The sequence below is a fragment of the Parashewanella sp. 2304DJ23-3 genome (genome assembly GCF_056591695.1).
Window position 1 is genome coordinate 216,296 of sequence record NZ_JBWQOH010000003.1, and the last position, 23,649, is coordinate 239,944.

General features: G+C 37.6%; 24 protein-coding genes and 1 tRNA gene. 10 read left to right on the forward strand and 15 right to left on the reverse strand.

What is annotated here, in order from left to right; genetic code table 11:
- Positions 1-97: 97 nt before the first annotated feature.
- From AC1EU2_RS08995 to AC1EU2_RS09015, 5 genes are all read left to right on the forward strand, one after another.
- A complete protein-coding gene (locus AC1EU2_RS08995) occupies positions 98-463 on the forward strand; it encodes a hypothetical protein (protein ID WP_480297909.1) in 366 nt (121 codons plus the stop codon).
- Positions 464-517: 54 nt separating this feature from the next.
- Positions 518-694, forward strand: a complete 177-nt coding sequence (locus AC1EU2_RS09000) for a hypothetical protein (protein ID WP_480297910.1) — start codon at positions 518-520, stop codon at positions 692-694.
- Positions 695-801: 107 nt separating this feature from the next.
- Complete coding sequence (locus AC1EU2_RS09005; protein ID WP_480297911.1) at positions 802-1,083, forward strand: hypothetical protein; 282 nt, start codon at positions 802-804, stop codon at positions 1,081-1,083.
- Between the two features lie 115 nt (positions 1,084-1,198).
- Complete coding sequence (locus AC1EU2_RS09010) at positions 1,199-1,567, forward strand: hypothetical protein (RefSeq protein WP_480297912.1); 369 nt, start codon at positions 1,199-1,201, stop codon at positions 1,565-1,567.
- Between the two features lie 62 nt (positions 1,568-1,629).
- Positions 1,630-1,860: a DUF6429 family protein gene (locus AC1EU2_RS09015; RefSeq protein WP_480297914.1), complete on the forward strand. Its 231-nt coding sequence runs from the start codon at positions 1,630-1,632 to the stop codon at positions 1,858-1,860.
- Positions 1,861-1,986: 126 nt separating this feature from the next.
- Here AC1EU2_RS09015 and AC1EU2_RS09020 read toward each other — a convergent pair whose 3' ends face one another.
- From AC1EU2_RS09020 to lpxM, 9 genes are all read right to left on the reverse strand, one after another.
- A complete protein-coding gene (locus AC1EU2_RS09020) occupies positions 1,987-4,884 on the reverse strand; it encodes an ExeM/NucH family extracellular endonuclease (RefSeq protein WP_480297915.1) in 2,898 nt (965 codons plus the stop codon).
- Positions 4,885-5,118: 234 nt separating this feature from the next.
- Entirely contained in the window at positions 5,119-5,889 is a 771-nt protein-coding gene (locus tag AC1EU2_RS09025) for a class I SAM-dependent methyltransferase (protein ID WP_480297916.1), read from the reverse strand.
- A 128-nt stretch (positions 5,890-6,017) separates the two neighbouring features.
- On the reverse strand, positions 6,018-7,112 hold the full coding sequence (locus AC1EU2_RS09030) for a WD40/YVTN/BNR-like repeat-containing protein (RefSeq protein WP_480297918.1): 1,095 nt from the start codon (positions 7,110-7,112) through the stop codon (positions 6,018-6,020).
- 216 nt (positions 7,113-7,328) lie between these two features.
- Positions 7,329-8,315 carry a carbon-nitrogen hydrolase family protein gene (locus AC1EU2_RS09035; protein WP_480297920.1) on the reverse strand — a complete coding sequence of 329 codons (987 nt, stop codon included), beginning with the start codon at positions 8,313-8,315 and terminating at the stop codon, positions 7,329-7,331.
- A gap of 9 nt (positions 8,316-8,324) precedes the next feature.
- On the reverse strand, positions 8,325-9,380 hold the full coding sequence (locus AC1EU2_RS09040) for a metallophosphoesterase (RefSeq protein WP_480297921.1): 1,056 nt from the start codon (positions 9,378-9,380) through the stop codon (positions 8,325-8,327).
- Positions 9,381-9,389: 9 nt separating this feature from the next.
- Positions 9,390-9,938, reverse strand: a complete 549-nt coding sequence (locus tag AC1EU2_RS09045; protein ID WP_480297923.1) for a hypothetical protein — start codon at positions 9,936-9,938, stop codon at positions 9,390-9,392.
- 242 nt (positions 9,939-10,180) lie between these two features.
- Positions 10,181-10,873, reverse strand: coding sequence for an SDR family oxidoreductase (locus tag AC1EU2_RS09050; RefSeq protein ID WP_480297924.1), 693 nt, complete (start codon positions 10,871-10,873; stop codon positions 10,181-10,183).
- A gap of 28 nt (positions 10,874-10,901) precedes the next feature.
- Positions 10,902-11,678 carry a CLCA_X family protein gene (locus tag AC1EU2_RS09055; RefSeq protein ID WP_480297926.1) on the reverse strand — a complete coding sequence of 259 codons (777 nt, stop codon included), beginning with the start codon at positions 11,676-11,678 and terminating at the stop codon, positions 10,902-10,904.
- 83 nt (positions 11,679-11,761) lie between these two features.
- A complete protein-coding gene (gene lpxM, locus AC1EU2_RS09060) occupies positions 11,762-12,718 on the reverse strand; it encodes a lauroyl-Kdo(2)-lipid IV(A) myristoyltransferase (RefSeq protein ID WP_480297927.1) in 957 nt (318 codons plus the stop codon).
- Positions 12,719-12,972: 254 nt separating this feature from the next.
- On the opposite strand from lpxM, the gene AC1EU2_RS09065 reads away from it, so the two are divergent.
- Positions 12,973-14,100 (forward strand): ribosomal protein uL16 3-hydroxylase, encoded by a 1,128-nt coding sequence (locus AC1EU2_RS09065; RefSeq protein WP_480297929.1) that lies wholly within the window; start codon positions 12,973-12,975, stop codon positions 14,098-14,100.
- 60 nt (positions 14,101-14,160) lie between these two features.
- On the opposite strand, the gene AC1EU2_RS09070 is transcribed toward AC1EU2_RS09065, so the two are convergent.
- The gene (locus tag AC1EU2_RS09070; protein WP_480297930.1) at positions 14,161-14,640 is read right to left on the reverse strand and encodes a DUF4826 family protein; all 480 of its coding nucleotides are present in this window, start codon (positions 14,638-14,640) and stop codon (positions 14,161-14,163) included.
- A 244-nt stretch (positions 14,641-14,884) separates the two neighbouring features.
- Here AC1EU2_RS09070 and AC1EU2_RS09075 point away from each other — a divergent pair, with 244 nt between their 5' ends.
- Complete coding sequence (locus AC1EU2_RS09075; protein ID WP_480297932.1) at positions 14,885-15,919, forward strand: Leu/Phe/Val dehydrogenase; 1,035 nt, start codon at positions 14,885-14,887, stop codon at positions 15,917-15,919.
- A 104-nt stretch (positions 15,920-16,023) separates the two neighbouring features.
- Here AC1EU2_RS09075 and AC1EU2_RS09080 read toward each other — a convergent pair whose 3' ends face one another.
- From AC1EU2_RS09080 to dnaQ, 4 genes are all read right to left on the reverse strand, one after another.
- The gene (locus AC1EU2_RS09080) at positions 16,024-17,352 is read right to left on the reverse strand and encodes an oligosaccharide flippase family protein (RefSeq protein ID WP_480297934.1); all 1,329 of its coding nucleotides are present in this window, start codon (positions 17,350-17,352) and stop codon (positions 16,024-16,026) included.
- Between the two features lie 114 nt (positions 17,353-17,466).
- Positions 17,467-17,543, reverse strand: a tRNA-Asp gene (locus AC1EU2_RS09085).
- Positions 17,544-17,643: 100 nt separating this feature from the next.
- Entirely contained in the window at positions 17,644-18,957 is a 1,314-nt protein-coding gene (locus tag AC1EU2_RS09090) for a TIGR03503 family protein (protein WP_480297935.1), read from the reverse strand.
- 2 nt (positions 18,958-18,959) lie between these two features.
- Positions 18,960-19,688: a DNA polymerase III subunit epsilon gene (dnaQ, locus tag AC1EU2_RS09095; RefSeq protein WP_480297936.1), complete on the reverse strand. Its 729-nt coding sequence runs from the start codon at positions 19,686-19,688 to the stop codon at positions 18,960-18,962.
- A gap of 60 nt (positions 19,689-19,748) precedes the next feature.
- On the opposite strand from dnaQ, the gene rnhA reads away from it, so the two are divergent.
- Positions 19,749-20,225 carry a ribonuclease HI gene (rnhA, locus tag AC1EU2_RS09100; protein WP_480297938.1) on the forward strand — a complete coding sequence of 159 codons (477 nt, stop codon included), beginning with the start codon at positions 19,749-19,751 and terminating at the stop codon, positions 20,223-20,225.
- Here the strand turns inward: rnhA and AC1EU2_RS09105 are convergent.
- The gene (locus tag AC1EU2_RS09105; protein WP_480297940.1) at positions 20,222-20,887 is read right to left on the reverse strand and encodes a methyltransferase domain-containing protein; all 666 of its coding nucleotides are present in this window, start codon (positions 20,885-20,887) and stop codon (positions 20,222-20,224) included. The two genes, rnhA and AC1EU2_RS09105, sit on opposite strands and share 4 nt — an antisense overlap.
- A 165-nt stretch (positions 20,888-21,052) precedes the next feature.
- Here AC1EU2_RS09105 and gloB point away from each other — a divergent pair, with 165 nt between their 5' ends.
- A complete protein-coding gene (gene gloB / locus AC1EU2_RS09110; protein ID WP_480297941.1) occupies positions 21,053-21,829 on the forward strand; it encodes a hydroxyacylglutathione hydrolase in 777 nt (258 codons plus the stop codon).
- Positions 21,830-21,888: 59 nt separating this feature from the next.
- A complete protein-coding gene (locus AC1EU2_RS09115) occupies positions 21,889-23,442 on the forward strand; it encodes a LysM peptidoglycan-binding domain-containing protein (protein ID WP_480297942.1) in 1,554 nt (517 codons plus the stop codon).
- Positions 23,443-23,649: the final 207 nt, after the last annotated feature.

The window sequence follows — 23,649 nt, forward strand, 5'->3', positions numbered from 1 at the left end:
GGACAAATACTGGTTGGTTCCTACGCTGCGCTTCGGATTTTAGCCAACCAGTATTTGCCTGTTAAATGGGCGTTATGTGAGTAATGGAGAATTATAGGTGTTCAAAAATTTAACGGATTTTTCTTTTCATCGTAGTCCAGTTCAAGCGCTAGGCTTTTATATTGCTTATTTTATATTAGCTCTCCTATTAGGCGGTCTTTCTGGCGGAATTTTCGCAGCAGTTAGTGGTGATAATTCATTTGAAACTGGTGTTCAAGTAGGCTCTGTTGTAGGAATTACTTATTGCCTTGTGATTAGTGTTCTAGTTGCAATCAAAAAGCAAAGTTTAAACTCGTTTAAAAGCATTTTGCTTATTGTGGTTAGCGGTACTTTAGCGGCCTTAATCGGTGCAATATGCGGGCTAATTCCAGCAGCATATATGAGTACTCAGGTAAACTCACATGACAAGACAGTTAATAAATAAGGATAGGCGTAGCGCAATCTGATTTAGGCGTTATATGAAAAGGAATTCAGAAATATGTATATAGCCTTAACTATTTTTCTTATCTGGGTAATCTTTTTTGGTGGAGCTGATAGAATCGAAAATACCTTTCTTGGTTATCTAGGCTTTGGTGCTGATGGTGACAAAGCAGCTTTAATTAAAGCACTTGCATGGTTAGGCCTTATTGGTAGTATCACTATGTTAATTTTTTAGTTATTTTGTAAACTTTAACTATTCACTTAGCGAACATGCAGTTCAACAGGACAAATACTGTTTGGCTGCTATTGTGGCTTAATATATAACGAAGGAATACTGAAAAGGTGGCAACTTTTTCAATAGTAATCGGTTTTGTCATACTTGCTATTTCAGCTATCAGTTATGGCACTATGTTGTATTTTACAGGTTCAAGTGATTCGTTTGGTTTTGGGCTAGCCGCTCAATTCGTACTGATTTTAATGGCAAGTTTGTTAATTATGCCATCTTGTATATTTCAAACATTTAAAGTTGTTAAAAGTAGTAACATTATGTCAAATGGTGAAATTACTATTTGGCTTTTAAGTGTTCTATTCAGCTGTTTTATAGTAAGTTTATTCTTTTTATAGTAGGCAAATCAACGAGAGCTAAAACTGGTTGGCTTTAGTCACTACGTTCCTAAATTCTAGCCAAACATTTGCAGCCCGTTAATTGGGCATAGGTACGCTAAAGGAGTGGCAACCCATGAGTATAGAAGAAAAGGTAGATCTAGTTTTGGTTTTAGTTAGTATTCTGACCTTTATATTTACTATAAATGCCTTAATCAATATAAAAGCAAACCTTTTTACAGGTCTTATCCGTAATGGTATTGAACGGTTAGATAAACTTGATAGCCTAGGACAATACGATTTAATGCTGGAAAAAGTAGAGCATTACATTAATCGTTATCCAAATGAATTAGGTTTTAAATGGCGAAAAGCCAGAGCTTTATATAAAGTAGAGAAACTTGAACTTGCAAAAGAAGCTTTTTTGTCGATTGCTGATTCAGAGCCAAGTTGTAAAGAAGATGCAGAACAATACATAGAAAATATCAATAGTAAATTAAACACATAACAAGACTATGGTAGAACATTCTTTTGAAATTTAATCATAATCATTTGATAAGGTGGAATAAAATGGAAATAGATAATGATAAAATTGATGATGCTGCAATGGCTCTATTATATCTAACGCTTCATGAGCATCGAAGAGCTTGGAAACAGATAGATTGGGAGGTGACTAATCGTCTGTTTGATAAAGGTTATATTGCTGATCCAACGGGAAAGGTTAAGTCTGTAGTATTCACTGATGATGGCTTAAAAAAAGCTGAGCAACTTTTCAAAAAAAAGTTCACAAAAAAACCTTAAAGCCAACGTAATTGATAACTTTATTCATTAGCATTTTTAATGCTAGTAGTTTTTGTGCTTATGAATTATTGTCACATGTATGTCCAAAAAAGTCCTTCCCACAAAGTAGGAAGGACTGCAAACAACTTACTTGCCTCTTACAATTCGACGATAATCATCTCTTGAAAGCACAGTAAAGCTACCTTTGCCAATATCAGCACGTAGCGTTTCATCACCATCTGTTAACTTACTACCATTCGGGTTTACTAATAGCTCAGCAGTAACGTTATACTCACCTAGGTTATCAACACCGTTAAGCTTTACTTTAACCACACCACTTTCGGCATAACGCTTAGCAATGCGTTGCTCAAGCACAATAGCTGTTCCACCCGCTTTTGGTGTTACTACAAGCTTGATAATGTCACCCCAAACAACGGTATCAGGTACTGTAACCAGTAAGTTTGCAGGGCCACGACGAGGGATCATCGTGTACTCTTCATATGCATCATTACGCTCAACATAATTCAGCTTGATAAGCACTGGATCATGATCAGACGCTGAGAACGCATTATCATACTTCGGTAAATTGCCAGTGAATCGGCTGCTGTACTCAAGCATATTACTTTCAGTTGAGTTAATGTGCCAATCAACAACTTCTTCCACTTTAGAAAGTACAGAAGTATTACCCAAAGCGTGGTCTAAATTACCAAACTCTCCTTCATACGTGTACGAGAAAGTATAATTTCCGTGCTTAAACGTATTTAAATTTGTGAAACCAGCACCTTTAGTAATGGTTGCAGCTTCAATTTGATCGGCTGTTCCGTCGTTGTCAAAATCTAGGTATGTGGCGGTTTTAACTTCTGGACGACCATAATTGTTAGTTTCAGCATCATAGTCGCCTAAAGCTAGTAATGGATCTTCCATGCCGTAAGCATTTAAGTCACCCAGAATTAGAACATCACCGTCTAACTGATTTAAGAAGTCACCCGCCACTTTTGCAGCTGCAACACGGAAACCGTTACAGTGACCTTGTAAATCAGCAGCGTCATCATCCTCTTCAAACTTAACCCAATCTTCTAAGCAAGCAGAGCCTTTTGATTTGAAGTGATTAACAGCAACAAAAAGCGGTTCGTCTTGACCTGGAACGCTAAAGCCTTGTACAAGCATTTTACGCATGTACTTGTCGTATGCAGGGCTAGATTCATTATCTGAACCACGAGTTGCAGCACCCTCTGGTGCGTGTTGCTCTGGCATGTTAACAACCATTGCATCACCTGCAAGCGACACTTTACCCTCACGGTAGATTAAACCCACCATGATGGCATCAGTGCCTAAATGCTTACGACCATTCTTTAACGACGCATCTTGATCACTAATTCGAACAAACTGATACTTAGCAGCTTCTGACGATAAACCAGCGTTTAATGTTGCAACAAGATCATGAATCGCACTGTCAGATTCGAAACCATTGTTTTCAATTTCCATTAAACCAAGAATATCCGCATCCATTTTTTGGATTGCGTTTACAATCTTCGTTTTTTGAAGCTCATATTCTGCAGGATTATCAGTACCACGGTTTTGACCTGAATACGATGCCGCACCACCAATTGAATCATTGAATAGATTCAATACGTTGAAGCTTGCAACACGTACGCCACCTTCAGAAATAGCAGGAGCATCTTGACGTTGATATTTGTCACCAGCCTCAAAGTTAACTGCACTAACGGTATTAGTAGGAACTAAACGGAATGCACCATAGCTATAACCTAATACACCTTCTAAGCCGTTAACTAGTGAGCCTGTGCGAATGTATTCTGATTCAGTTTGTCCAAATTGAGGATAATATGGCAATTCACCATTTGCTGGTTTTGCATCTGTATCAATGAATAGACGGTTTTCAATATTTAAATCAGCAAGTGCTTTAGCTTCAGCCGTTTCAGGAGCAAAAATTTGCGTTGGCTTGAATGCAGCGCCACCGCGAGAAAGCACCATATTGTTACGGAAGCTGTTAAAGTCAAAGCTGTAATTACGCGTCACATGCATTTCACTTTCTGAAGTTAATGCTACATGCATTCCTTCAAAACGCTCTAATGCATCTGGTGTAGTTTCACCATTCAAGTAATTTATTGATTCAGCAACAGGTACGCCCGGTAGGTTACCTGTAACCCCTAAATTATTGCCTGATACAACAATACGTGTTTGTCCAAAAAATTCTTTAACAATACCGTTTACGCAGACCTCTGCACCGGGTTCAATGTCGTTACCTGGTGCTGAAGCAGTCTCAATAAAGATACCGTCAGAAGTTAATGGGTTATCATCCGAGTTCGTTTGCATAAAGAAGCCAGTGTATAAACCTGTCATTCTTTTCGTCACGACACCGCGAACATTAAAGGTCTCTGATGTTTCAAAGCCTGATTCAATCAGTGGACTGCGGCTACCCTCACCTTGGATAACTTGAATACTGGTGTAATCGTCAGAGGAAATGGCTTCACAGCTAAACTCAACAGGAGCAGGACCATTAGCTACAGAACCTAAACCATCTGTGTAGTTTCTTGGAAATGCCGTCCACTCACTTTCGTTATAAACTGATGTTGCTTCAGTTACATTTGAGTTTCTTTGCAAGGTTACATCTTTACCCCAACCACTTGGCGTAGGTACAACGCCCACTGTATCAACAATAATATTATGATTATCGATGAGTGCTACGGCATCACCACCATTATGGAACAAAGCAACGGTCGTCGGTACAACGCCTTCTGGTAAAAGAGTTGTATCAAATCGACTGTGAGCATATACATGAACACCACCTGGAGCGATTTCACCTGACGGTCTAGCCATGTTAGAGAAAGACGTTGAACCATCTTTGTATCTCACAATTCTATAGCCAGTTAAATCTACAGGTTGATCACCAGTGTTATGCAATTCAATCGCTTTGTTATTGCTAGAACCTTCTACATATTCTGAAATGATGATGTCTGCGAACGCAGACTGCGACAACAACGAACTGACTGCGAGCGCAGCAGCAGATATTGTAAATTTTTTCATTTTTATCGACCTTAATAATTTTTATTTGTCCGCCCTTTGATGCCTCAGTGAAATACTGCGACATACCACCCTCGGGCAATGAGATTTTGCCATAGGCGAACGATTATTGATCGATATAATTTGATTAAATGTGACAGTTGTTACTTATTTGAGCAAATGTAAAATAACTGTCACATTTATGGTTATAAAAAAAGCTGATTAAATAACATTATCGTCTTACGATAGAGTTAATAACTACGCTTTAACACCTTTAATAGAATATATGAGTGGAACAAGTTGGTCCTTGTGACGCATTATATATTTGCCTTCTTCGGCTTTTTCAAGACCATCAAAGCAATCATACGGGCTATACGGGAACTCATTAAACTGTTCAATTTTTATGCCTACTTTAATCAACGCATTCAATACTTCGCTGATCGGATGGGGCCATAAAACGACTGTAGAGGTTTCCTCTCCTGCATTTTCTGAGTAAGTTGCTTCTTCTTCAATATCTGGCTCATTTTTAGCAAAATATGAGTAGCCTTCAACAATATCGTAGATAGGGTGAAACTCCGCCATATAGAAAGTGCCACCGGTATTTAGTTTACTCGCAATCAATTGTGCCCATTTATCCAAATCAGGCAACCAGCAAATAACCCCATAACTGGTATAGACAATATCAAATTTTTCATCTGACTTTTCAGCAAATGAATAAACATCACTGCAAACAAACTGACTATCGAGTTCAACGGTATTTGCAAGCTCTTGCGCTTTTACGATGGCAGATGAAGATAAATCGACACCCGTTACTTTCGCACCTCTTCGTGCCCAGCTTAATGTATCTAAACCAAAATGACATTGGAGATGAAGCAGCGATTTTCCTCTGACATCACCTAATTCACCTAATTCGATATCATTTAAAGTACAGTCACCTTTTATAAATCCATCGACATTATAAAAATCAGACTTTACATGTATTTCGGTACGCTTATCCCACGTTTCCTTGTTTACTTTTAAGTAATCCATACTTCTACTCATCCCAATTAAAGTTGTATTCTTTTTCTATTTTAGTAATGCTTACTTTTTAAGCAGAAAACCATTTTCTTTGCCAAATTTTAGACTCAGTGATAGATAAAGTCTGTCCTTCATAGTTTCTAGTTAAGAGTGGCTATATAAGTACGTTGCTTTCTTAAGGAGTAATCTTTACCGTACCGATAAGTTTCACTAATAATCGCATGCTTATTATCCACTGTTGGTGCACTAATCTCCCATAGTGTGTAAGGCTCTTTTGGCTCTTCACCTTCCATTGAAACATTTTGAACTTTTAAATCTGTCATATCAGTAGAAATCATGGAAAAATGATCGAGGCGATTAGAAAATAATAAACTTTTTCCATTATTAACAACCAGAACTGGAGAGGAAGTATTATAAACACCTTGATAACTATTTTTGCCCCATGTGACGCCTCCATCTCGACTGTACCAAATCTCAGAACCGCCGTAGGCATAAATGTAATTTACATTTTGAGGATCAAACGCAAAGCCTATAATAGATTTCGCTGCCAACGATGCATCACTTTTAAAATTAACTGTTTGCCATGTTTTTCCATGATCAACAGAACGTTTTATTTGAGATGCAGAAATTGCAAAAATAATCCCACCTTCTGGGGAGCTTGATAAGTACCATGCTCCATCACCAAGGTTACTTTCTTCACAGTTTCTTCCCATATCAGAAGAAACAAGCGTTCTATCTTTGTCGATGCTAGAACTGGTCATAGTTAAGTATAAGAGACTGTTATCACCTTCAGTAAACGCTACAGAGTTAATATAATGACTTCTAAGCTTTTTATTACAGTATGAAGATGGATCATATTGCCAAGTAGTTAAGTCATCAGAGACGTAAAATTTATCACTATCTATCGCTACCGCAGCCTCATTGTTATAACTTCGTGGAAAGAAAGCTAAACGATCAAAACCATATTTATTTGACTTTAATGGAGTCCAATTTTGACCATTATCATATGAGCTCCACTCTCCCCCTTTTTGATAGGCAAGAAGAACACCATCATCTGATCGTGCAAAACCTACAAAACCACCAGCAGAATAATCTTTACCAATAGAGAAAGGTTTTAGTTGAATATTAAAATCTTCAGCTGCACAAGAAAAACTAGAGGTAACATAAAAAGTAGACATAATATAGAAACTTAAAGTATAGAAGCTTAAAGTAGCCTTACGCATGTGCTTACCCATTCTACACACCGACAGTAATTGATTTCTTACCCCTTATAAATCTATATGTCAAACTGAAGTTTTAACATATGAAATTAATGCGTTTTGAACGCAAACGGATAATAAACCTCATAACATCAAAAGCTCATTGAGATTTCTTAACGTTTATTTCCATTATGAGTTTCAAAATTGTAATTAACAGAGTATTTTCAGACAAAATTAATATTAAAAAGATAGTTAATCTTCAAAATAAGCGATTTTTTGCCTTTTCCTGTCCACTGTTAATTTAGTGACATCCGGTCTTGAATAATGCCCAGTTGGATCAAAGTTTTGCCTTTCTTCTCGCACTACTGAATGCTCAACTGAAGCAACAATCAACGCTTCTTCGTTCAATACAGGTTCCACTAGCCAACTTCCATCTGGGGCAGCAATACAAGAAGCACCGTTAGAAATAATCCCTTCATGTCCTTTTAGAATATCATCACGATACAGAAGACCTTCAGGCATATCTTGTGAACGCATTAAGCCTGAGACAGAAAGGACATAACTACGGCTTTCTTTTGCGATAAATCGAGTAATATCTTGTGTATTCTGTAATCCGCCCGGCCATACTGCGACATGCAAATCTTCACCTTGCGAGTACAGTGCGGTTCTTGGCAGCGGCATCCAGTTTTCCCAACAATTGAGCCCTCCAACAGTAAAAGGACCCAGTTCATGAACTCGTAAACCATTACCATCACCTGGAGACCATACCAACCGCTCTTCATAGGTTGGTTGCAACTTCCGATGAACGGATTGTATTTCACCCTTTTGATCAATATAGACAAGAGAGCAATACAAACTGTGCCCACTTCTATCTTGAGCCCTTTCGATAACTCCAAGATAAACAGAGGTCTGATGCTTTTCAGCAGCCGCACAAACTGAATCTAAGTGCCCTGCTTCTATTACTATCGCTTGTTTAGAGTATTCAGCAAAGAATGCCTTTTGAACTGGATCATCAAAGTTAGCACCGGATGTTCTTTCAACCCAATACGGATACCCGGGAACTAAGGCTTCTCCGAAGCTGACAAGTTGGCAGTCTTGTTGACCCGCTAACTCAATCGCTTCAACAACTTTTTTCAAAGTTGCATCACGATTTAGAAATACTGGAGCCAGTTGAGCAAGTGCTACCTTTATTGATTCATTTGAAGCATCACAGTTGCTGGGGGCGGTAATAACGTTCATCAGAGCTCCTTAAAGTTCTTCTTGCTCACCGTTAAACGTTCCTCTGAACGCTTTTCCTTGTACGAGAAACAATATTTGTCCAGATTCACCACGTTTAATATTGGTATCAACCGCAAATATTTGACCATTATTCAGCTTTTTAATTTCATCCTGAGATGTATGACCCACCACAATCCTATTAACACTATATTGCTTCAATATTCCATCTATCTGCTCAGCCGAAAGGTCGTCGTTAAAATAACCTCTATACCAAATTGGGCTATCTGAATTATGATATTTTGAATAGTCATCAGAGGCCTTAATGTCAATTTTTGTCATATCAATGGTCTTTCTATAATCAGAATTTACATTTTTAAGCAGCTTATTATGCTTGGAAAATGACATTGATATACCACCATGCATATATAAGGTATCGTCAACCTTAATGACGGTAGCCTTGCTTCGTAACCAGCGACCCATCACCGTATCTTTTGCAAACAGATCTTTATAAGGTTTATTAAGCAATTCAGATGTTTTTAAGTACTTCTCGTGTAAATAGCGTTCGTCACCTTGAAGCACCATATATTCATGATTGCCTAATAAGTAATGCACTTTACCACCAGCGTCATTAGCTTGCTGTTCAAGCTTTTGGATCAACCATAATGTCTCAACTACATTTGGCCCTCTATCAAAAATATCGCCAGTAATCACAAAGTGACCATTACCAAATGACCAGTCTTCGTTTTCATCAATAATATTATTATTTTTAATCAGAGTGACAAACACATCATGCTGGCCATGAATATCACTCAGTACCGCGACCTTACCGTTACTCTTATACTCAGAAAGTGCATCAATAAATTGTGTAGGTAAGGATTCAAGCGCTAATTCAGAGTAAGCAACCGTACCATGATTCACTCGAACCGAAACTAGCTTTTCAGACTCAATAAACACATACGGACCATCGCTATAACTATTAACGTCAGGTGCTGATAAATGAGTTTTTGCGGTGTATGCATCGAATAACTGATACCCGAAAAAACCTGTAACAACCAATAACACAGATAAGTAGATATTCCTTTTCATTAAGAATCCTTATTGTCTGAACATATCATTGTCACTAGGCATATGGCATTGTTCTACTTTGACCGTATTATTTCCACGAGTTACAATCCAACAGTCATCATAAATAGAACAATAACATAGAGTTATTGCAGTGTCCTTATCGTGTTGATTGTGCTTACGTATATTGTTGCTGGTCACTAAAATGGGTTTGTAGGATTGATTTGATGGCAATACTCGATTGCCCATATGAGACTGTGAAAAGCTCTCAACGTTGTCTAACTCAGGAATTTGATCCCACGTTTCTATCGGCTTTCCTTTATATTTAACAACTGCATACTTAATGATAGCTGGGCCATTACCATTATTTTCTAAAATATATCCAAATTGCTTGCCATTGTATGTTTTTGAAAGCTCTAATCTCGGCCAAACTGACGCTTTAGCGTAAGACCTATCAATATATGTTGAATAAATTGAGGTGATTGTCGTGACGACACTGATCAATAATGCTGATAATGCGATGATCATTTCAGGCTTTGCGAACCAAGCCTTTTCTGTAGAGATCTGTTCTTGTTCTTCCATGTTCTTATTTTTATTCTTCAATTGTTGAGAAAGGCTTGTATTTAAAGTACCTGATGATAAGTGCTTTGAAAATTATCGTGTTCAAATTTAGCGTAATACAAGGCGCAATGATAAGGCATAGCCATAGCTATGACGCAGAATTGCAACGCCGTAGAGTGCTGAATATGGGCACTATAAAATCTTAAGAAACTTATGATCAGGTACTTATACTCCATGACAAGCCGTTTAATTACTGAATCATCTTACCAAGCTAAATTACGCCCTTTACAATCATAAAAGCCACCATTATTTTCATCACTCAAATTATCCAGTAATGTTTTTAAACCATTTGCAGATTCAGCTGTGCCAATCAATGCATTAGGTCCGCCCATGTCTGTCTGAACCCAGCCGGGGTGCAACGCAACAGCTTTGATGCCGTCTTCCCTTCCATCCATAGCAATGGATTTTGTGATGGCATTTAATGCTGATTTGGATGAGCGATAGATATAGGCCCCACCACTTGTATTCTCTCCCATAGACCCCATTGCTGATGACATATTAGCAATGGTTCCCTTGCCCGCTTTTACGTTCGAATGAAAAGCTTCGGATATTTTCATTGGCGCAATCGTATTAATTTCTAGCACTTTTCGCCATTCATCTACATCAGTATCACCAAACGCAACACCTTTCGGGCCGTAATAGCCAGCATTGTTAATTAACAAGTGAATGGGAGTACCGTTAAGTTGTTGAGCAAGCTCGGTCACATTGTCGTAATTGGTAACATCAAGCTCATGAGTGCTTAACGAATCAAATTGTTCATTTAGCTCCTCTAAATGAGACGCTACAAGTGGATTTCGACAACACGCAATGACATTCCAATTATCTTTTAAATAAGCCTCAACAAGTGCTAGACCAATTCCTCTGTTTGCTCCTGTGATTAAAACGGTTTGCTTCATATAAACCTCATATATTAATAAATTCTGGCTATTTGGAGAGAGCCATGCCTAACGGATTAAAATAATTAAGCATTGACTGCATTATTACTTGTCTGTGTTCTTTAGTCGGAAAAACACCTAGTGAAAGTGACTTTGAATCTAGACTCCCCGAAACTAAGTAATTATTTTTTATATCAGTCTCGGTCTCGATGCAAGCTTCAAACGCTCTCGCCATTATTTCAGTTGGTTGTGAGTAATAATTAATTTGGTTATTTTTATCAATTTGCATTCCCTTTTTTACAAATTCATGGGGATGATTACCACAATCCGAAAGCAATACGTTTTTAAAAACTTCATTCAATCTATCATTGAGTGGATGTGGCTTCATTGGTTGATCCAGTAACCACAAATCACTCGCAAACTTTTTTCTAACATCAGAATATACAAAGACTTTATCTGCGATGTAGTGATCAAAAGCATGCCAAAACTCATGCGCTAAAGCACCTGCACCTGCATTTTTTGCCAAAGCCAGCTGCCTTGCATTGACGTCATAGTGCGCTTGAACATCCTTACGTCCACCATGCCCAAACGCCAAACTTAAACTTTCTCGTAATCCTATTGCATGAGGCGGTAAATTAAGAATAAAAGCGAGATCTGCTAAAGAATCAAAAATCAAGTTTGCAGCTTTTAGCGACTCATCTTTAGTCACCCAACTGCCAACTCTAACATGATATAAATTGAAGGTTTGTTTTATGTCGAGAAAATCAACCTGTTCGCCAAAACGATAGTCTGGACCATCTCTGTAGTAAGAGTTTTTTGAAAGCAATTGAATTTAAAAATATGAGTATGATTTGGGTGTTATACCATACTCATAGTCTTAACGCGTAGGTTAGTAAGCGAATAACCAGTTTAAGCGGCTTTTTTGAATTTTGTATACACGGGCTTAAAACCTTCTGGTCGAGATTTAAGCACTTTTAAAAACCACATATATTGTTCAGGATAAGCACGGATACTGTCTTCAACCATTTTGTTGAGCGCTTCAGCCTCTGTATATTTACATTCCACACAAGATAAGTCGTACGCTTCCATAACACAGAGTTTAAAACAGTGTTCTTTGCGGTCATAACCAATTTTTACAGGTAGCACTTCAGCATTTCCAGCCTTTGCAAGACGCGATACCACTGGTAGCGTCGCTTTCATCGTTCCAAAGAATGGTGCAAAGACACTTTGTTTTGGTCCGAGATCTTCATCAGGTAAGTAAAAAAAACTGTTCCCTTTTTTTAGTTCACCAAGTAATGCTCGAATACCGGCTTCTCGTTTGTATACGTTACCACCCCGACTGCTTCTTATTTTTAAACTAAACCAATGAAATAATGGATTACGATGTGCCTTTGCCATTGCAACCATCGGCAACTCAAGGTTTAGACGTAAACCAGCATGCTCGACTCCCCAAACATGAGGAAGAATAAATATAATGGGTTTACCTTGCGATCTCGCTTTATGAATGTTCTCTAAACCCGACAACTTAACACGTTTTCTCAAGGTTTTTTCTGAGCAACAAAGAAGTTCAGCTTGAGCAACTAATGTCATCACGAACTGTTCAATATTTGTAGCTAAAAGTGTTTTAATTTCTTCCTCAGATTTTTCTGGAAAACATATTTCTAGATTTTGTTTAGCAACTCTAAGTTGTTTTTTGGCGAGTTTTTTTACTAGCCGTGAAATTGCACAAGCAAATGGTTGACGAATAGCTGCAGGAAGAAGCCCTAAAAGAAACAAAACCGAAATACCTATCCAAGTAGGCCAAAGTTTTGGATGACAAAGTCCATAATGAAATTTACAGCAAAAAGTTTTATTTTTTCCTGACAAAATGTATCACCTTATAACTCGAATATCCTAAGTTCCATTTTTTAAAATCGATCCTTAATATTCATATTTATTATTTTTATGTGTTCTACTTTTGTAAACCGTGTGTTTATAAAAATGGAACATCGTCAGTATAGCGATTTTGGCCTCAAGATACACTACAAAGTTCAGACTAAAGAACTAGGAAAATAATAAATTTGGTTAACAGCAAAATAAGATTAAAATAACCTTTCGATTTATAAATAGTTTTAGTCATCATGAACCAATTGAATTTTGATATTAATTTTTTTATAGATAATATCTGGCAAAAAAAGCCTATTGTTATCAAAAACGGAATAAAGGACTTTAACGATCCTATTTCTCCGGAAGAGTTAGCAGGTCTAGCTATGGAATCCGACGTTTCTTCAAGAGTTGTAGTTACAAAAGATGGCGATTGGGAAATAGTTCATGGCCCTTTTGAGGATTATGAGATATTTGGTGAGCAAGGTTGGCAGCTTTTAGTTCAGGCAGCTAATCATTGGCATGAAGCATCTACAGACTTTACAGAAGCCTTTCGATTTTTACCGGACTGGCGATTTGATGACTTAATGGTTTCTTTCGCAGCAGTGAATGGTGGTGTGGGTCCGCACATCGACAATTACGATGTCTTTATCATCCAAGGTTCAGGAAGACGACATTGGAAAGTTGGCAATAAGGGTGAACATAAACCAAGAAATAATGATCCTCTCTCTCCACTTGTTGAAGATTTCACTCCGGTAATCGATGAAACACTGGAACCTGGTGACATCCTGTACATTCCTCCAGGTTTTCCCCATTCAGGCACTACGCTGGAAAACTCGATGAGTTACTCTCTTGGTTATCGGGCACCTAGCCAACAAGAGCTATTTAACGATCTTGCAGACTTTTTGATGGATAATGATCTAGGTAAACAAAGATATGAGTCTACAAACAAAGCTGTAGGAAAAGGAACGGTAAATTGTTCGGAGCAAGTAGGTTTGATGAATCTCATTTCTGATTTTGTTAATAACCCAGAGGTTCATCAAACAGCTTTAGGATCGTTACTAAGTAAGAATCGATTTGAGTTAGATATCAGCCCAGACGAGTCCATTGAAGCTGAAGACGTAATTTCGTCTATCAATGATGGAAATGATTTTACTCGAATCGGTGGATTGAAAGTTCTTAGCCTTGAACAAGACAGTCAACGCAGGCTATTCGTTGATGGTGAAAGTTACACTTTCAATGAGACCTCAGAAGAAATTCTGACCCATTTATCTAATCATTTAGTGTTAGATAATGATTGGCTCAATGAGCAGATTAAAGATAAAGAGTTGATAGAGTTTCTAACTCAGATGTGCCAACTTGGTTATGTGTACTTCCAAGAGTAAATTTTAACAAACTCCTGTTAAAAAGAGGTTTATCACCTCTTTTTAATCAGTTGTAATAAACTAGCTTTCGCCCCACAATTTATCATCATCTTGCATCTGATATAGGCTCTGAGCACGTGAAATAAGTAAGTTAGCATACTTGGCTTGAGTTTCATCTCGTGTTGCACCTGAGCGAATGAGGTTTTCTGCTTTTAATTGCCAAGTCATTGAAAAGTGACGAACAGCTTCACGAGCGGTTTTCGCAACATTCACATCGACCATATCTGATGGTAAATCACCAGACATAACCCAGTAGGTTTTCTTAGTAGGTTGCTTAGACTCCATTTTCCAAACCGCCATATAAGGGGCTAGATATCGGCTTTCTTTGTCAAGAACTTTGCTTGGAATTATACCCTTTTCAGCCATAAATCGGTTTGCTTTTTGAAACTGTGCTCGAATCCACTCAGCACGCATTTGCTCTAACTGCTCTGGAGTTGGCTCTGCCTGTTGTGTCTGCGCTTCAGCATTTAATTCTTCGTTTTTAATTTGCTCTTCAGCCATTACTTCTATTCCTTGCTTATTGCTGCTTGTTATAACCGTTAACGTTAATGGAGTTTACGTGCATAAAACCATTATTTAACCAACTTAATAAAGTGGAAACCTATATTGCCACATGTCTCAAAAATATTGCACATTTCATTTTGTTGAGACTATCGCGAAATGCTAAGGTTTCGCAACAACAATAACAAGTAATCAAACAGAAAAATCTGTTGATGAATATAACTACAACATCGGAGATAAAGTAGTGACAGTATTTAGTAATCTGTCTTTTGACGATCACGAGCAAGTCGTTTTTTGTCAGGATAAAGCAAGCGGCTTAAAGGCCATCATTGCAGTTCATAACACCAATCTTGGGCCTGCTGTTGGTGGTTGCCGTATGTGGAACTATGAATCAGATGAAGATGCATTGAATGATGTACTGCGTCTATCACGTGGTATGACTTATAAAAATGCTTTAGCCGGTTTAACAATGGGTGGCGGTAAATCCGTTATCATTGCAGACAAAAACAAAGTCGATCGTGAAAAGCTGTTTAAAGCATTCGGTCGTGCAGTTCACCAGCTAAGTGGTAAATATTACTCTGCTGAAGATGTTGGCGTATCAACGACCGATATAATGATTGCACTGCAAGAAACACCATACATGGCTGGCCTTGAAGGCAAAAGTGGTGATCCTTCACCATTTACTGCATTAGGTACATATTTAGGTATCAAAGCCGCAGTAAAGCATCAAAAGGGCTTAGGTAGCTTGAAAGGTCTAAAGATCTCAGTTCAAGGCGTTGGACACGTAGGTTATTACCTTTGTAAACACTTACATGATGAAGGTGCTGAGCTATTTGTTACCGACATCAACCAAGATAACCTAGACCGTGTTGCGAAGGACTTTTGTGCAGTTGTTGTCGCTCCAGAGGACATCTATAAACAAGACGTTGATATTTATGCTCCTTGTGCACTTGGTGCAACAATTAATGATGAAACTCTTCCGCAGTTAAAGGCAACTATTGTTGCTGGTTGTGCAAACAATCAACTTGCTGAGGCACGTCATGGTGAGCGCCTGAAAGAAATGGGTATTTTGTTCGCACCAGATTATGTCATTAATGCTGGTGGCATCATCAATGTTTCTTTTGAACAAGATTATGACGTAAAGAAAGCAACGGCAAAAGTTGAAAAAATTTACGATACATTGTTAGAGATTTTCGTAAAATCAGATGAGCAAAATCGTACAACAAATGTAATTGCTGATGAAATGGCGCGTGAAATTATTGAAGCAGCAGCTAAATAATTTCTAATGACGCTATACAAAAAGCCCTTCGATAATTGAAGGGCTTTTTTGTGTCTCATTGATATCTGCATCCCATTCATAGGAAAAATGAATCTGCAGAAATTCTAAACTTCACTCGCTGGTACAGTAAATGCGACTGATTTAGTTTTATTCAAATGCATAATGGCCGCAATAAACATACTTACCGATATAAATATCATTGCTATCGCTGTTGCAATCGCTGCACCTTCGATGTCGAAAATTGGAAGCAATAACAAATTCAATACGCCATTAAGTAATGTTCCAATGATAAGTAATATAACGGTAAGGTTTTGTTTACCATTGAACTGCAGCCAAGTGATGGTTCCTGTAGATAGAATACAAACAATATAGCTAAAACATAATGTCAGAAGTGTTTGATAAGCCAGCTCAGTATCATGTCCATAATACGATAATGCTTCATGCCCATAAACCACAATTATCAGGAAAAAAGGTAAGGCACAATATAGCGGAAGAGTCAGACATTTCTTAAGTGTTTTTAGTATTTGCTCTTTGCTTCCATCTTGAACAGTAACAATTTTTATCGCAAGTAAATAAGCAAAACCATATTCTAAATCGAAAAAAATCCAACTAATAGTCTGAGCTGCAGCAAAGTGCCCAACGGCACCTTCACTTCCTAAAATTTCAATCATAAAAATATCAATTTTTTGTATTAGATATTGAGTTCCTGTTGCAATCATTAAGGGAATAGAAACCTGCAACCAATCTTTTTTGGCTTTGCTAAGCGCTATTTTATGTTTTGGAATTAAATTTAAATTTTTCAATTTAAAAAAGTTGAAGAGTAACAATCCTATAAATGTTATAAAAACAGCGAAAATAACATGTTTATCATTGACATCTTCCATCGCAAGAACGATGAACGCAAAGATACAACCACAAATAAGGCCGTAGCCTAAAGAATAAGGTAAGACCGCTAAGTTCAATTTGTTTGCAGCTTGTAGAACACCACTTAACAAACAATATATTGAATAAATAGGTACGATTAATACAGCGATCAATATTGAGTGGTAATGACTTGTGTTAAATATTGCTACATGCAAAAAGTAAAGTACAGCCATTATGGCTGCAATTACTATTGTTGCGAATATAATCAGTAATGAAAAAAACTTTACGTATTCCCAACTCGCATTGCTCGTCTTACTCTTTATTTGATGGCTCAAAAATTTGGGCGCTGCTGCTGCTCCACCAATAGAAGCAAATATTGCACAAAGATAAAAAAAAGCTTCCGCAACTTTAAAGTCGCCATAACTTTCAGAGCCAAGTTGTCTAGAATAAAAGACATTAACTAAAATTGTAACAATGGACCCAACAACGATAAATGCAATGAATTGCATATCTTTTATTGAGCTTTTAGAGATCTTTGAGCGCACTGAACTTCCCTTTTCTGCAGGCATCTCAGAAAGTATAGAAGAGTTTAAGCAGATTAGATTATAGATTCGGAAAGTGATGATATTTAAATATTAAAAACAAAAAGGCCTCATCTAATGATGAGGCCTTTTTGCGAATATTGGCGGAGCGGACGGGACTCGAACCCGCGACCCCCGGCGTGACAGGCCGGTATTCTAACCAACTGAACTACCGCTCCAATGGCAAAGAATATTACTGACGCAACTCGCAAAGGTCAAACACTTTTAACAACATGAATATTCAACTGAACAACTTTTATACACCCTATGTAAGTACGTTTAATTTGACTTCTCTTCAGGCAGTGTCAAATCGATCTCTTCGAGTGTTATCGGAGCTTCATCAGCTAACGAATCATTCATCGCTTCATTAAGCACATTCAATTCTGCCGCTTTCATAGCTGCTTTCATAATCTTACGTTTTCGCCAGTAAATGAAGCTTACAATGCAAGCAGAGATAATGATTAAGTTGGCCACTATTGCTGTAATTATGATACGAGACTTTGCGCTTTCTTCTTTACGTTTTGCTTCTTGGAGTTTAACCAGCGCAACTTCCGCTTCTGAGGGGCCTTTCTCTGGCGGTTCGATTAAGCTAAATGATGAAGTAGGCAGTGAAATCATGATCTCTCGGCCATCTTTAGTCGTTGTTACTGCTTTACCGCTTAATGTGTAGTTACCATAGTTTGTAACTTTAGGAAGCTCAAGTCGCTCGTCTTCATTAAAAATATGATCAAGAATCAACTTATCTTTAAATCCGTTTGGCCCATATAGATTATATTCAACATGTGTTTCATCAAGCTTAATGTTATTTCTATCAGCTCGAATATTTAAACGATAAGGTAATACCGAGTTTTCAGGCGGTGCAACAAGGTCTACTTTGATAGGACTAGGCTCTAACTTAATAGGAAAAGAATATTCGCGACTGAATACTTCATTACTCGCCTTTACCGCAAAAACATAATCGCCCCAAGGCAAATCTAAATCAAAATTACTGGTAAATATACCGTCGCCAGGAGCTTCATCTAGTAACTTACCATTATCATGATAATCACCTAGACGTTTAAAGCCAGCGGCAAAGTTTTCCTGATCAGCTTTCTGAGCGCTTGTGACAGTCGCACGCCAATCCATTAATAATTCCAAACCAGGAATCTGTAGCAACTTGCCGTCACCTTTCAAGTTTGCAGTAACTTTAACAGTTTCACCTTGATATAAAGGCTGAGGTAGCGGTTGTACTTCGATTTGAATGTCGCTGACTTTCTCCAGCTTAGAACCCGGAGTAATTCGGCTGATCAATTGCCATGGGCCAGCCATTGGTTCAGGTATATATACGATATCTCCAGTTATTCCATCCATCCACTTGACGTTCTCTGGATGGCGAGTGGAATACCACTTACGCCCATCAGGTAAAATGATGATTGACGGTGGAGAACCATATTCTCTTTGAATAAACAACGTGACATGAGACACCATATGATCTATTCGAAAACGGTTTTCTAATTCTTCAGCGGTGTTGAAATTGACGATTTTTGCTTGTGATACGCTAATAGTCCAAATAGATAAGACGAGTGCAAATATGCCAAATAATACTTTGTTCAACGTTAGTCTCTCCAGACACACTTACCTGCTTTAGCAACTATGTCGAGTCTTTCTTCATGCTTAAGTAATTCATCGGCACTTGCAGAGATGACTTTAAGACTTTCTCTATTTTCAGGTAATCTAACAATTCCTCCAGTTCCTTGACCTTCTGAATCTGTAGACAAATTGAATTTAGTTTGCCCACCTGTCATTAGCAAATAAACATCTGCTAAGATCTCAGCATCCAATAAAGCGCCGTGAAGGGTTCGTCTGGAGTTATCAATAAAATAACGTTTACATAATGCGTCAAGATTATTTTTCTGACCTGGATGTAAAAATTTTGCGATATCAAGTGAATCTACAATTGTGCAAATATCTGCAGTAATTGGACCTTTTGGGTTCAGCAAGGAAAATTCATGATCCATAAATGAAATATCGAAGGGCGCATTATGAGCCACAATTTCTGCGCCATCGATGAACTCAATAAACCCTTTTGCAACCTCATGAAAACGTGGCTTATCAGAAACAAATTCATCGGTTATTCCGTGAACTCTCATTGCTTCTTCATCAATTAACTGACCCGGATTAATGTATTCGTGATAATGCCTACCGGTGAGCTTTCGATTAATTACTTCTACACAACCTATTTCAATGATTCTATGACCCATGTAAATAGGACCACTAGACTGGTTCATACCCGTGGTTTCTGTATCAAGAATAATCTGGCGTGCCGCTTTAGAAACAATATTCATAGGATTTGTTATACCAAATTTGTATACTCATTATTAATTAATGAATATGGTAGCAATTTGATGGAAGAACTGAAACAAATTCACATTTATACTGACGGATCTTGTTTAGGTAATCCTGGTCCGGGTGGTTATGGTGTTGTGATGAACTATAAACAACATCGAAAAGAATTGAGTGGCGGTTTTGTATTGACCACCAACAATAGAATGGAGTTATTAGCTCCAATCGTTGCTTTAGAGTCACTGAAAGAGCAGTGTGATGTAGTCCTAACGAGTGATAGCCAATACATGCGTCAAGGCATAACTCAATGGATACATGGCTGGAAAAAGAAAAACTGGATGACATCCAATAAAAAACCGGTTAAAAATGTCGATTTATGGAAGCGTTTAGATCTTGCTGCCCAAAAACATAAAATTGATTGGAAATGGGTAAAAGGTCATTCTGGTCATCCAGAAAACGAAAGATGCGATGACTTAGCCAGAAATGCAGCTGAAGCCTCGCCTTCAGAGATAGATGAAGGCTATCAACCTGCTGATTAATCTTTCAATCTTGGCACTCTTCCTGCTGAAGGTGCTGTAGCCCAGTTGGGTGCTCTTTTCTTTTTCCAAGCTTTTGATGGCGTTAAAGGGCACTCTACTTTTTTAGCATTTAGAATATAAAATGAGCCAACTTGAGGAATCCAATCTTCAAGCATATTTTGCCACAAGCTATAATCAGAGTACTTTCCTATTAATGGGTGATAAATCGCTTTTTTTTCTTCAATCACCTGATACCCCAAAACTTCAAGCCAATCTCTTACTCTATGAGAAGTAAAAAACCGGCCATTCCATGGGTATGTATTTTTTCGTTTGGGAATCATTTTACCCAAGCTCAACATGCTCAAAGGATTGCACCCAATAAGATATAAATGTCCACCTGATACCTGAATACGGTTAATTTCTCTTAAAATTTTAAAAGGATTAGCTTCGTACTCTAAAAGTAAAGAGCACACTATTGAATCAATTGAACTGGTTTCAATTGGTAAATGAGTGTATTCACAAATGGCATGCGCCAGCGGCTTATCGCTCAAAGACAATTGATTTGATATTGAAGAGTTTAGTGTATTAATTTCAGCAGAAAGACGCCCGATTTTAAGTAAATGATAACCAAAAGATTGACTTAACATCGGCGATAGAGTTTGTTCTATATTTTGTTTTAACAACTCACCATGTGGGAGTTCAATCCATGAATTTGGCTTATTATGCATAAATGCCTACTCAAACCGGTTTCCAAATAGCTTAAATTTAAAGAATACTCTAGTTTACTTTAAATTGTTATGTACACTGTCCTTATAGCAATATTTTAATCATAAACACAAGTGATAAGTATGTTTGAAGTCAAAAGTATTCCAGCATTTAATGATAATTATATCTGGTGCATTGTTACCGCCAATAATAATGCTTTTGTAGTTGACCCTGGCACTTCCACACCTGTTATCAAGTTTATTGAAGATAACAATCTTACATTAACTGGCATTTTAGTTACCCACCACCACCCAGATCATATTGGTGGAGTAAATGATTTACAAGAATACGCTGATAACCAACTCATCGTTTACGGTCCTGACTCGAAATACATTTCAGAAATAACAAACAAAGTGTATGAAGCCGACTGTTTTACACTCGAAAATATTGAAGAGGAAGTAAAGGTACTAGAGATCCCTGGTCATACGCTTGATCACATTGCATATATGATCGATGGTCATTTATTTTGCGGTGATACATTATTCAGTGCTGGTTGTGGTCGTATTTTTGAAGGAACAGCAGACCAAATGTATTCTGCACTTCAAAAAATAAGCCGACTACCCACTTCAACTTTAGTTTATCCGGCTCACGAATATACATTGAATAACCTAAAGTTTGCCGTTGAAGTTGATGACCAAAATGAACGTTTAAATGACTATATTTTAAAATGTGAACAACTTCGACAAAGTAATATTCCAACACTCCCAACAACAATTGAAACTGAAATTGCTATTAATCCATTTTTACGAGTAAACGAAAAAGCGGTTTCAGAAAAATTAATGTTCCAATTTCCTGAATCTCCGCAACAAGATGCAATCAGTCGGTTTGCAACCTTAAGAAAATGGAAAGACAACTTCTAGCATATAGAGTAGTATGCTTAACTTTAAATCAATTATAAGCCTAGGGAATAAATCCATTTATGAGATTTTCGCACTACTTCCTTACAGGATGTTTTACAGTACTTGCGGGCTGCCAATCCGTTCCAACACAATTAAACAAGCCAACGACTGTTATTGAACAGCCTATAGTAGAATCAGAATCTCTACCAGATCTCTCTACCGATATAGAACAAACCCAAACAACAATTGATGTTTGGGAAAGGCTTCGTTTGGGCTTAGATATGCCGGTACCAGATAAGAAGCTGGTTAACCAATATCGTAATTGGTACTTAAAGCACCAAAAACATATTTTAAGAGTGACAGATCGTGCACACCCATATATGTACATGATCATTGAAGAGTTAGAAAAAAGAAACCTACCTCTTGAACTCGCATTACTTCCATTTGTTGAAAGTTCTTTTGACCCATTTGCATATTCTCATGGCTCAGCCTCAGGACTGTGGCAATTTACATCACCAATGGCCAGACACTTCGGTTTAAAAATTGATTGGTGGTATGACGGCAGAAGAGATGTTTACGCTTCTACCATTGCGGCACTCGATTTTCTCGAATATTTATACAAAAAAACCAATCAAAATTGGTTGTATGCTATTGCGGCTTATAATACTGGTGAAGGTCGAGTTTTAAGAGCAGTAAAAAGAAACAAAAGAAAAGGAATGAATACCGATTTCTGGTCTCTTGATTTACCAACAGAAACTGAGCGATATGTTCCTCAACTACTTGCTTTAGCGGATATCATTAAGCACTCAGATAAGTATGGTATTAAACTATCACCGATTCCGAACGATCCACAAATCAGAGTAGTGAAAGTTAAGCACCAAATGGATTTAGCTGTAGCGGCTGATTATGCAGGTCTAACAACAAAAGAGTTGCACCAGTATAATCCGGGATATAATCGCTGGGCTACAGGCCCAAAAGGTCCACATACATTTGTATTACCACTTGAAAGTGCTGATGAATTTGAACTTGCTCTTAACGAAACGTCACCTGAAGATCACATGAAGTGGCAGCGATATAAGATCAAAAGTGGCGATAATATCGGGGTAATCGCAAAACGTTTTAATACAACACCTTCAGTAATTAAATCAGTTAACCGTATTCAAGGTAATACAATCATTGCTGGCAAACATTTACTAATACCTATTGCGACAAAAGATTTAAGCCACTATACGTTAACTGCAAAAGCCCGTTTAGAGCGTAAACAGAATATAAAACGTGGCGATTATAAAGTTAATCATAATGTACAATCTGGTGAATCGTTATGGACAATTGCTAGAAAATACAGCGTTAAGACTTCACAACTTGCTCGTTGGAACAACATGGCACCAAAAGATCCCCTAAGGGCCGGTAAAAAGCTTGTTGTTTGGCAAAAAGGAACCGCAGTTCAATCTAAAAGTGTTATCCGTAATATTAATTACAAAGTAAGAAATGGTGACTCGTTAGCAAGAATTGCAGATAAGTTTAATGTACGTATCAGTGACTTATTAAAGTGGAACCAATTAGACGCTAAAGAATATTTACAGCCAGGCCAAATGCTGAATTTGTATGTTGATGTGACTAACTTCTCGTCATAAGTTCTAAATTAAATAATGCCCGCTTTATCTTGTAGCGGGCTTTTATTAAAAGTGTATTCACTTCCGCCCTTTCAATCTGAATGCCGATTACCTTCTATTTATTATTTAACCAAGTAGACTTCAACAGCACAGCTATTTATTCGAACTTCGGTATGTAGTCGCTAAAGATAACTCGCTATTTCTTCTCAACTACGTCTTATTCTTGTA

Bases quoted from the DNA above. Each gene is read 5' to 3' on its own strand.
- dnaQ (WP_480297936.1), bottom strand. From the start codon at position 19,688: ATGAATATTGTTTCTAAAGCGGCACGCCAGATTATTCTTGATACAGAA.
- AC1EU2_RS09045 (WP_480297923.1), bottom strand. From the start codon at position 9,938: ATGGAAGAACAAGAACAGATCTCTACAGAAAAGGCTTGGTTCGCAAAG.
- AC1EU2_RS09000 (WP_480297910.1), top strand. From the start codon at position 518: ATGTATATAGCCTTAACTATTTTTCTTATCTGGGTAATCTTTTTTGGT.
- AC1EU2_RS09010 (WP_480297912.1), top strand. From the start codon at position 1,199: ATGAGTATAGAAGAAAAGGTAGATCTAGTTTTGGTTTTAGTTAGTATT.
- AC1EU2_RS09035 (WP_480297920.1), bottom strand. From the start codon at position 8,315: ATGAACGTTATTACCGCCCCCAGCAACTGTGATGCTTCAAATGAATCA.
- AC1EU2_RS09115 (WP_480297942.1), top strand. From the start codon at position 21,889: ATGAGATTTTCGCACTACTTCCTTACAGGATGTTTTACAGTACTTGCG.
- AC1EU2_RS09070 (WP_480297930.1), bottom strand. From the start codon at position 14,640: ATGGCTGAAGAGCAAATTAAAAACGAAGAATTAAATGCTGAAGCGCAG.
- AC1EU2_RS09050 (WP_480297924.1), bottom strand. From the start codon at position 10,873: ATGAAGCAAACCGTTTTAATCACAGGAGCAAACAGAGGAATTGGTCTA.
- AC1EU2_RS09040 (WP_480297921.1), bottom strand. From the start codon at position 9,380: ATGAAAAGGAATATCTACTTATCTGTGTTATTGGTTGTTACAGGTTTT.
- AC1EU2_RS09020 (WP_480297915.1), bottom strand. From the start codon at position 4,884: ATGAAAAAATTTACAATATCTGCTGCTGCGCTCGCAGTCAGTTCGTTG.
- rnhA (WP_480297938.1), top strand. From the start codon at position 19,749: ATGGAAGAACTGAAACAAATTCACATTTATACTGACGGATCTTGTTTA.
- AC1EU2_RS09080 (WP_480297934.1), bottom strand. From the start codon at position 17,352: ATGCCTGCAGAAAAGGGAAGTTCAGTGCGCTCAAAGATCTCTAAAAGC.
- gloB (WP_480297941.1), top strand. From the start codon at position 21,053: ATGTTTGAAGTCAAAAGTATTCCAGCATTTAATGATAATTATATCTGG.
- AC1EU2_RS09015 (WP_480297914.1), top strand. From the start codon at position 1,630: ATGGAAATAGATAATGATAAAATTGATGATGCTGCAATGGCTCTATTA.
- AC1EU2_RS09025 (WP_480297916.1), bottom strand. From the start codon at position 5,889: ATGGATTACTTAAAAGTAAACAAGGAAACGTGGGATAAGCGTACCGAA.
- AC1EU2_RS09030 (WP_480297918.1), bottom strand. From the start codon at position 7,112: ATGGGTAAGCACATGCGTAAGGCTACTTTAAGCTTCTATACTTTAAGT.
- AC1EU2_RS09065 (WP_480297929.1), top strand. From the start codon at position 12,973: ATGAACCAATTGAATTTTGATATTAATTTTTTTATAGATAATATCTGG.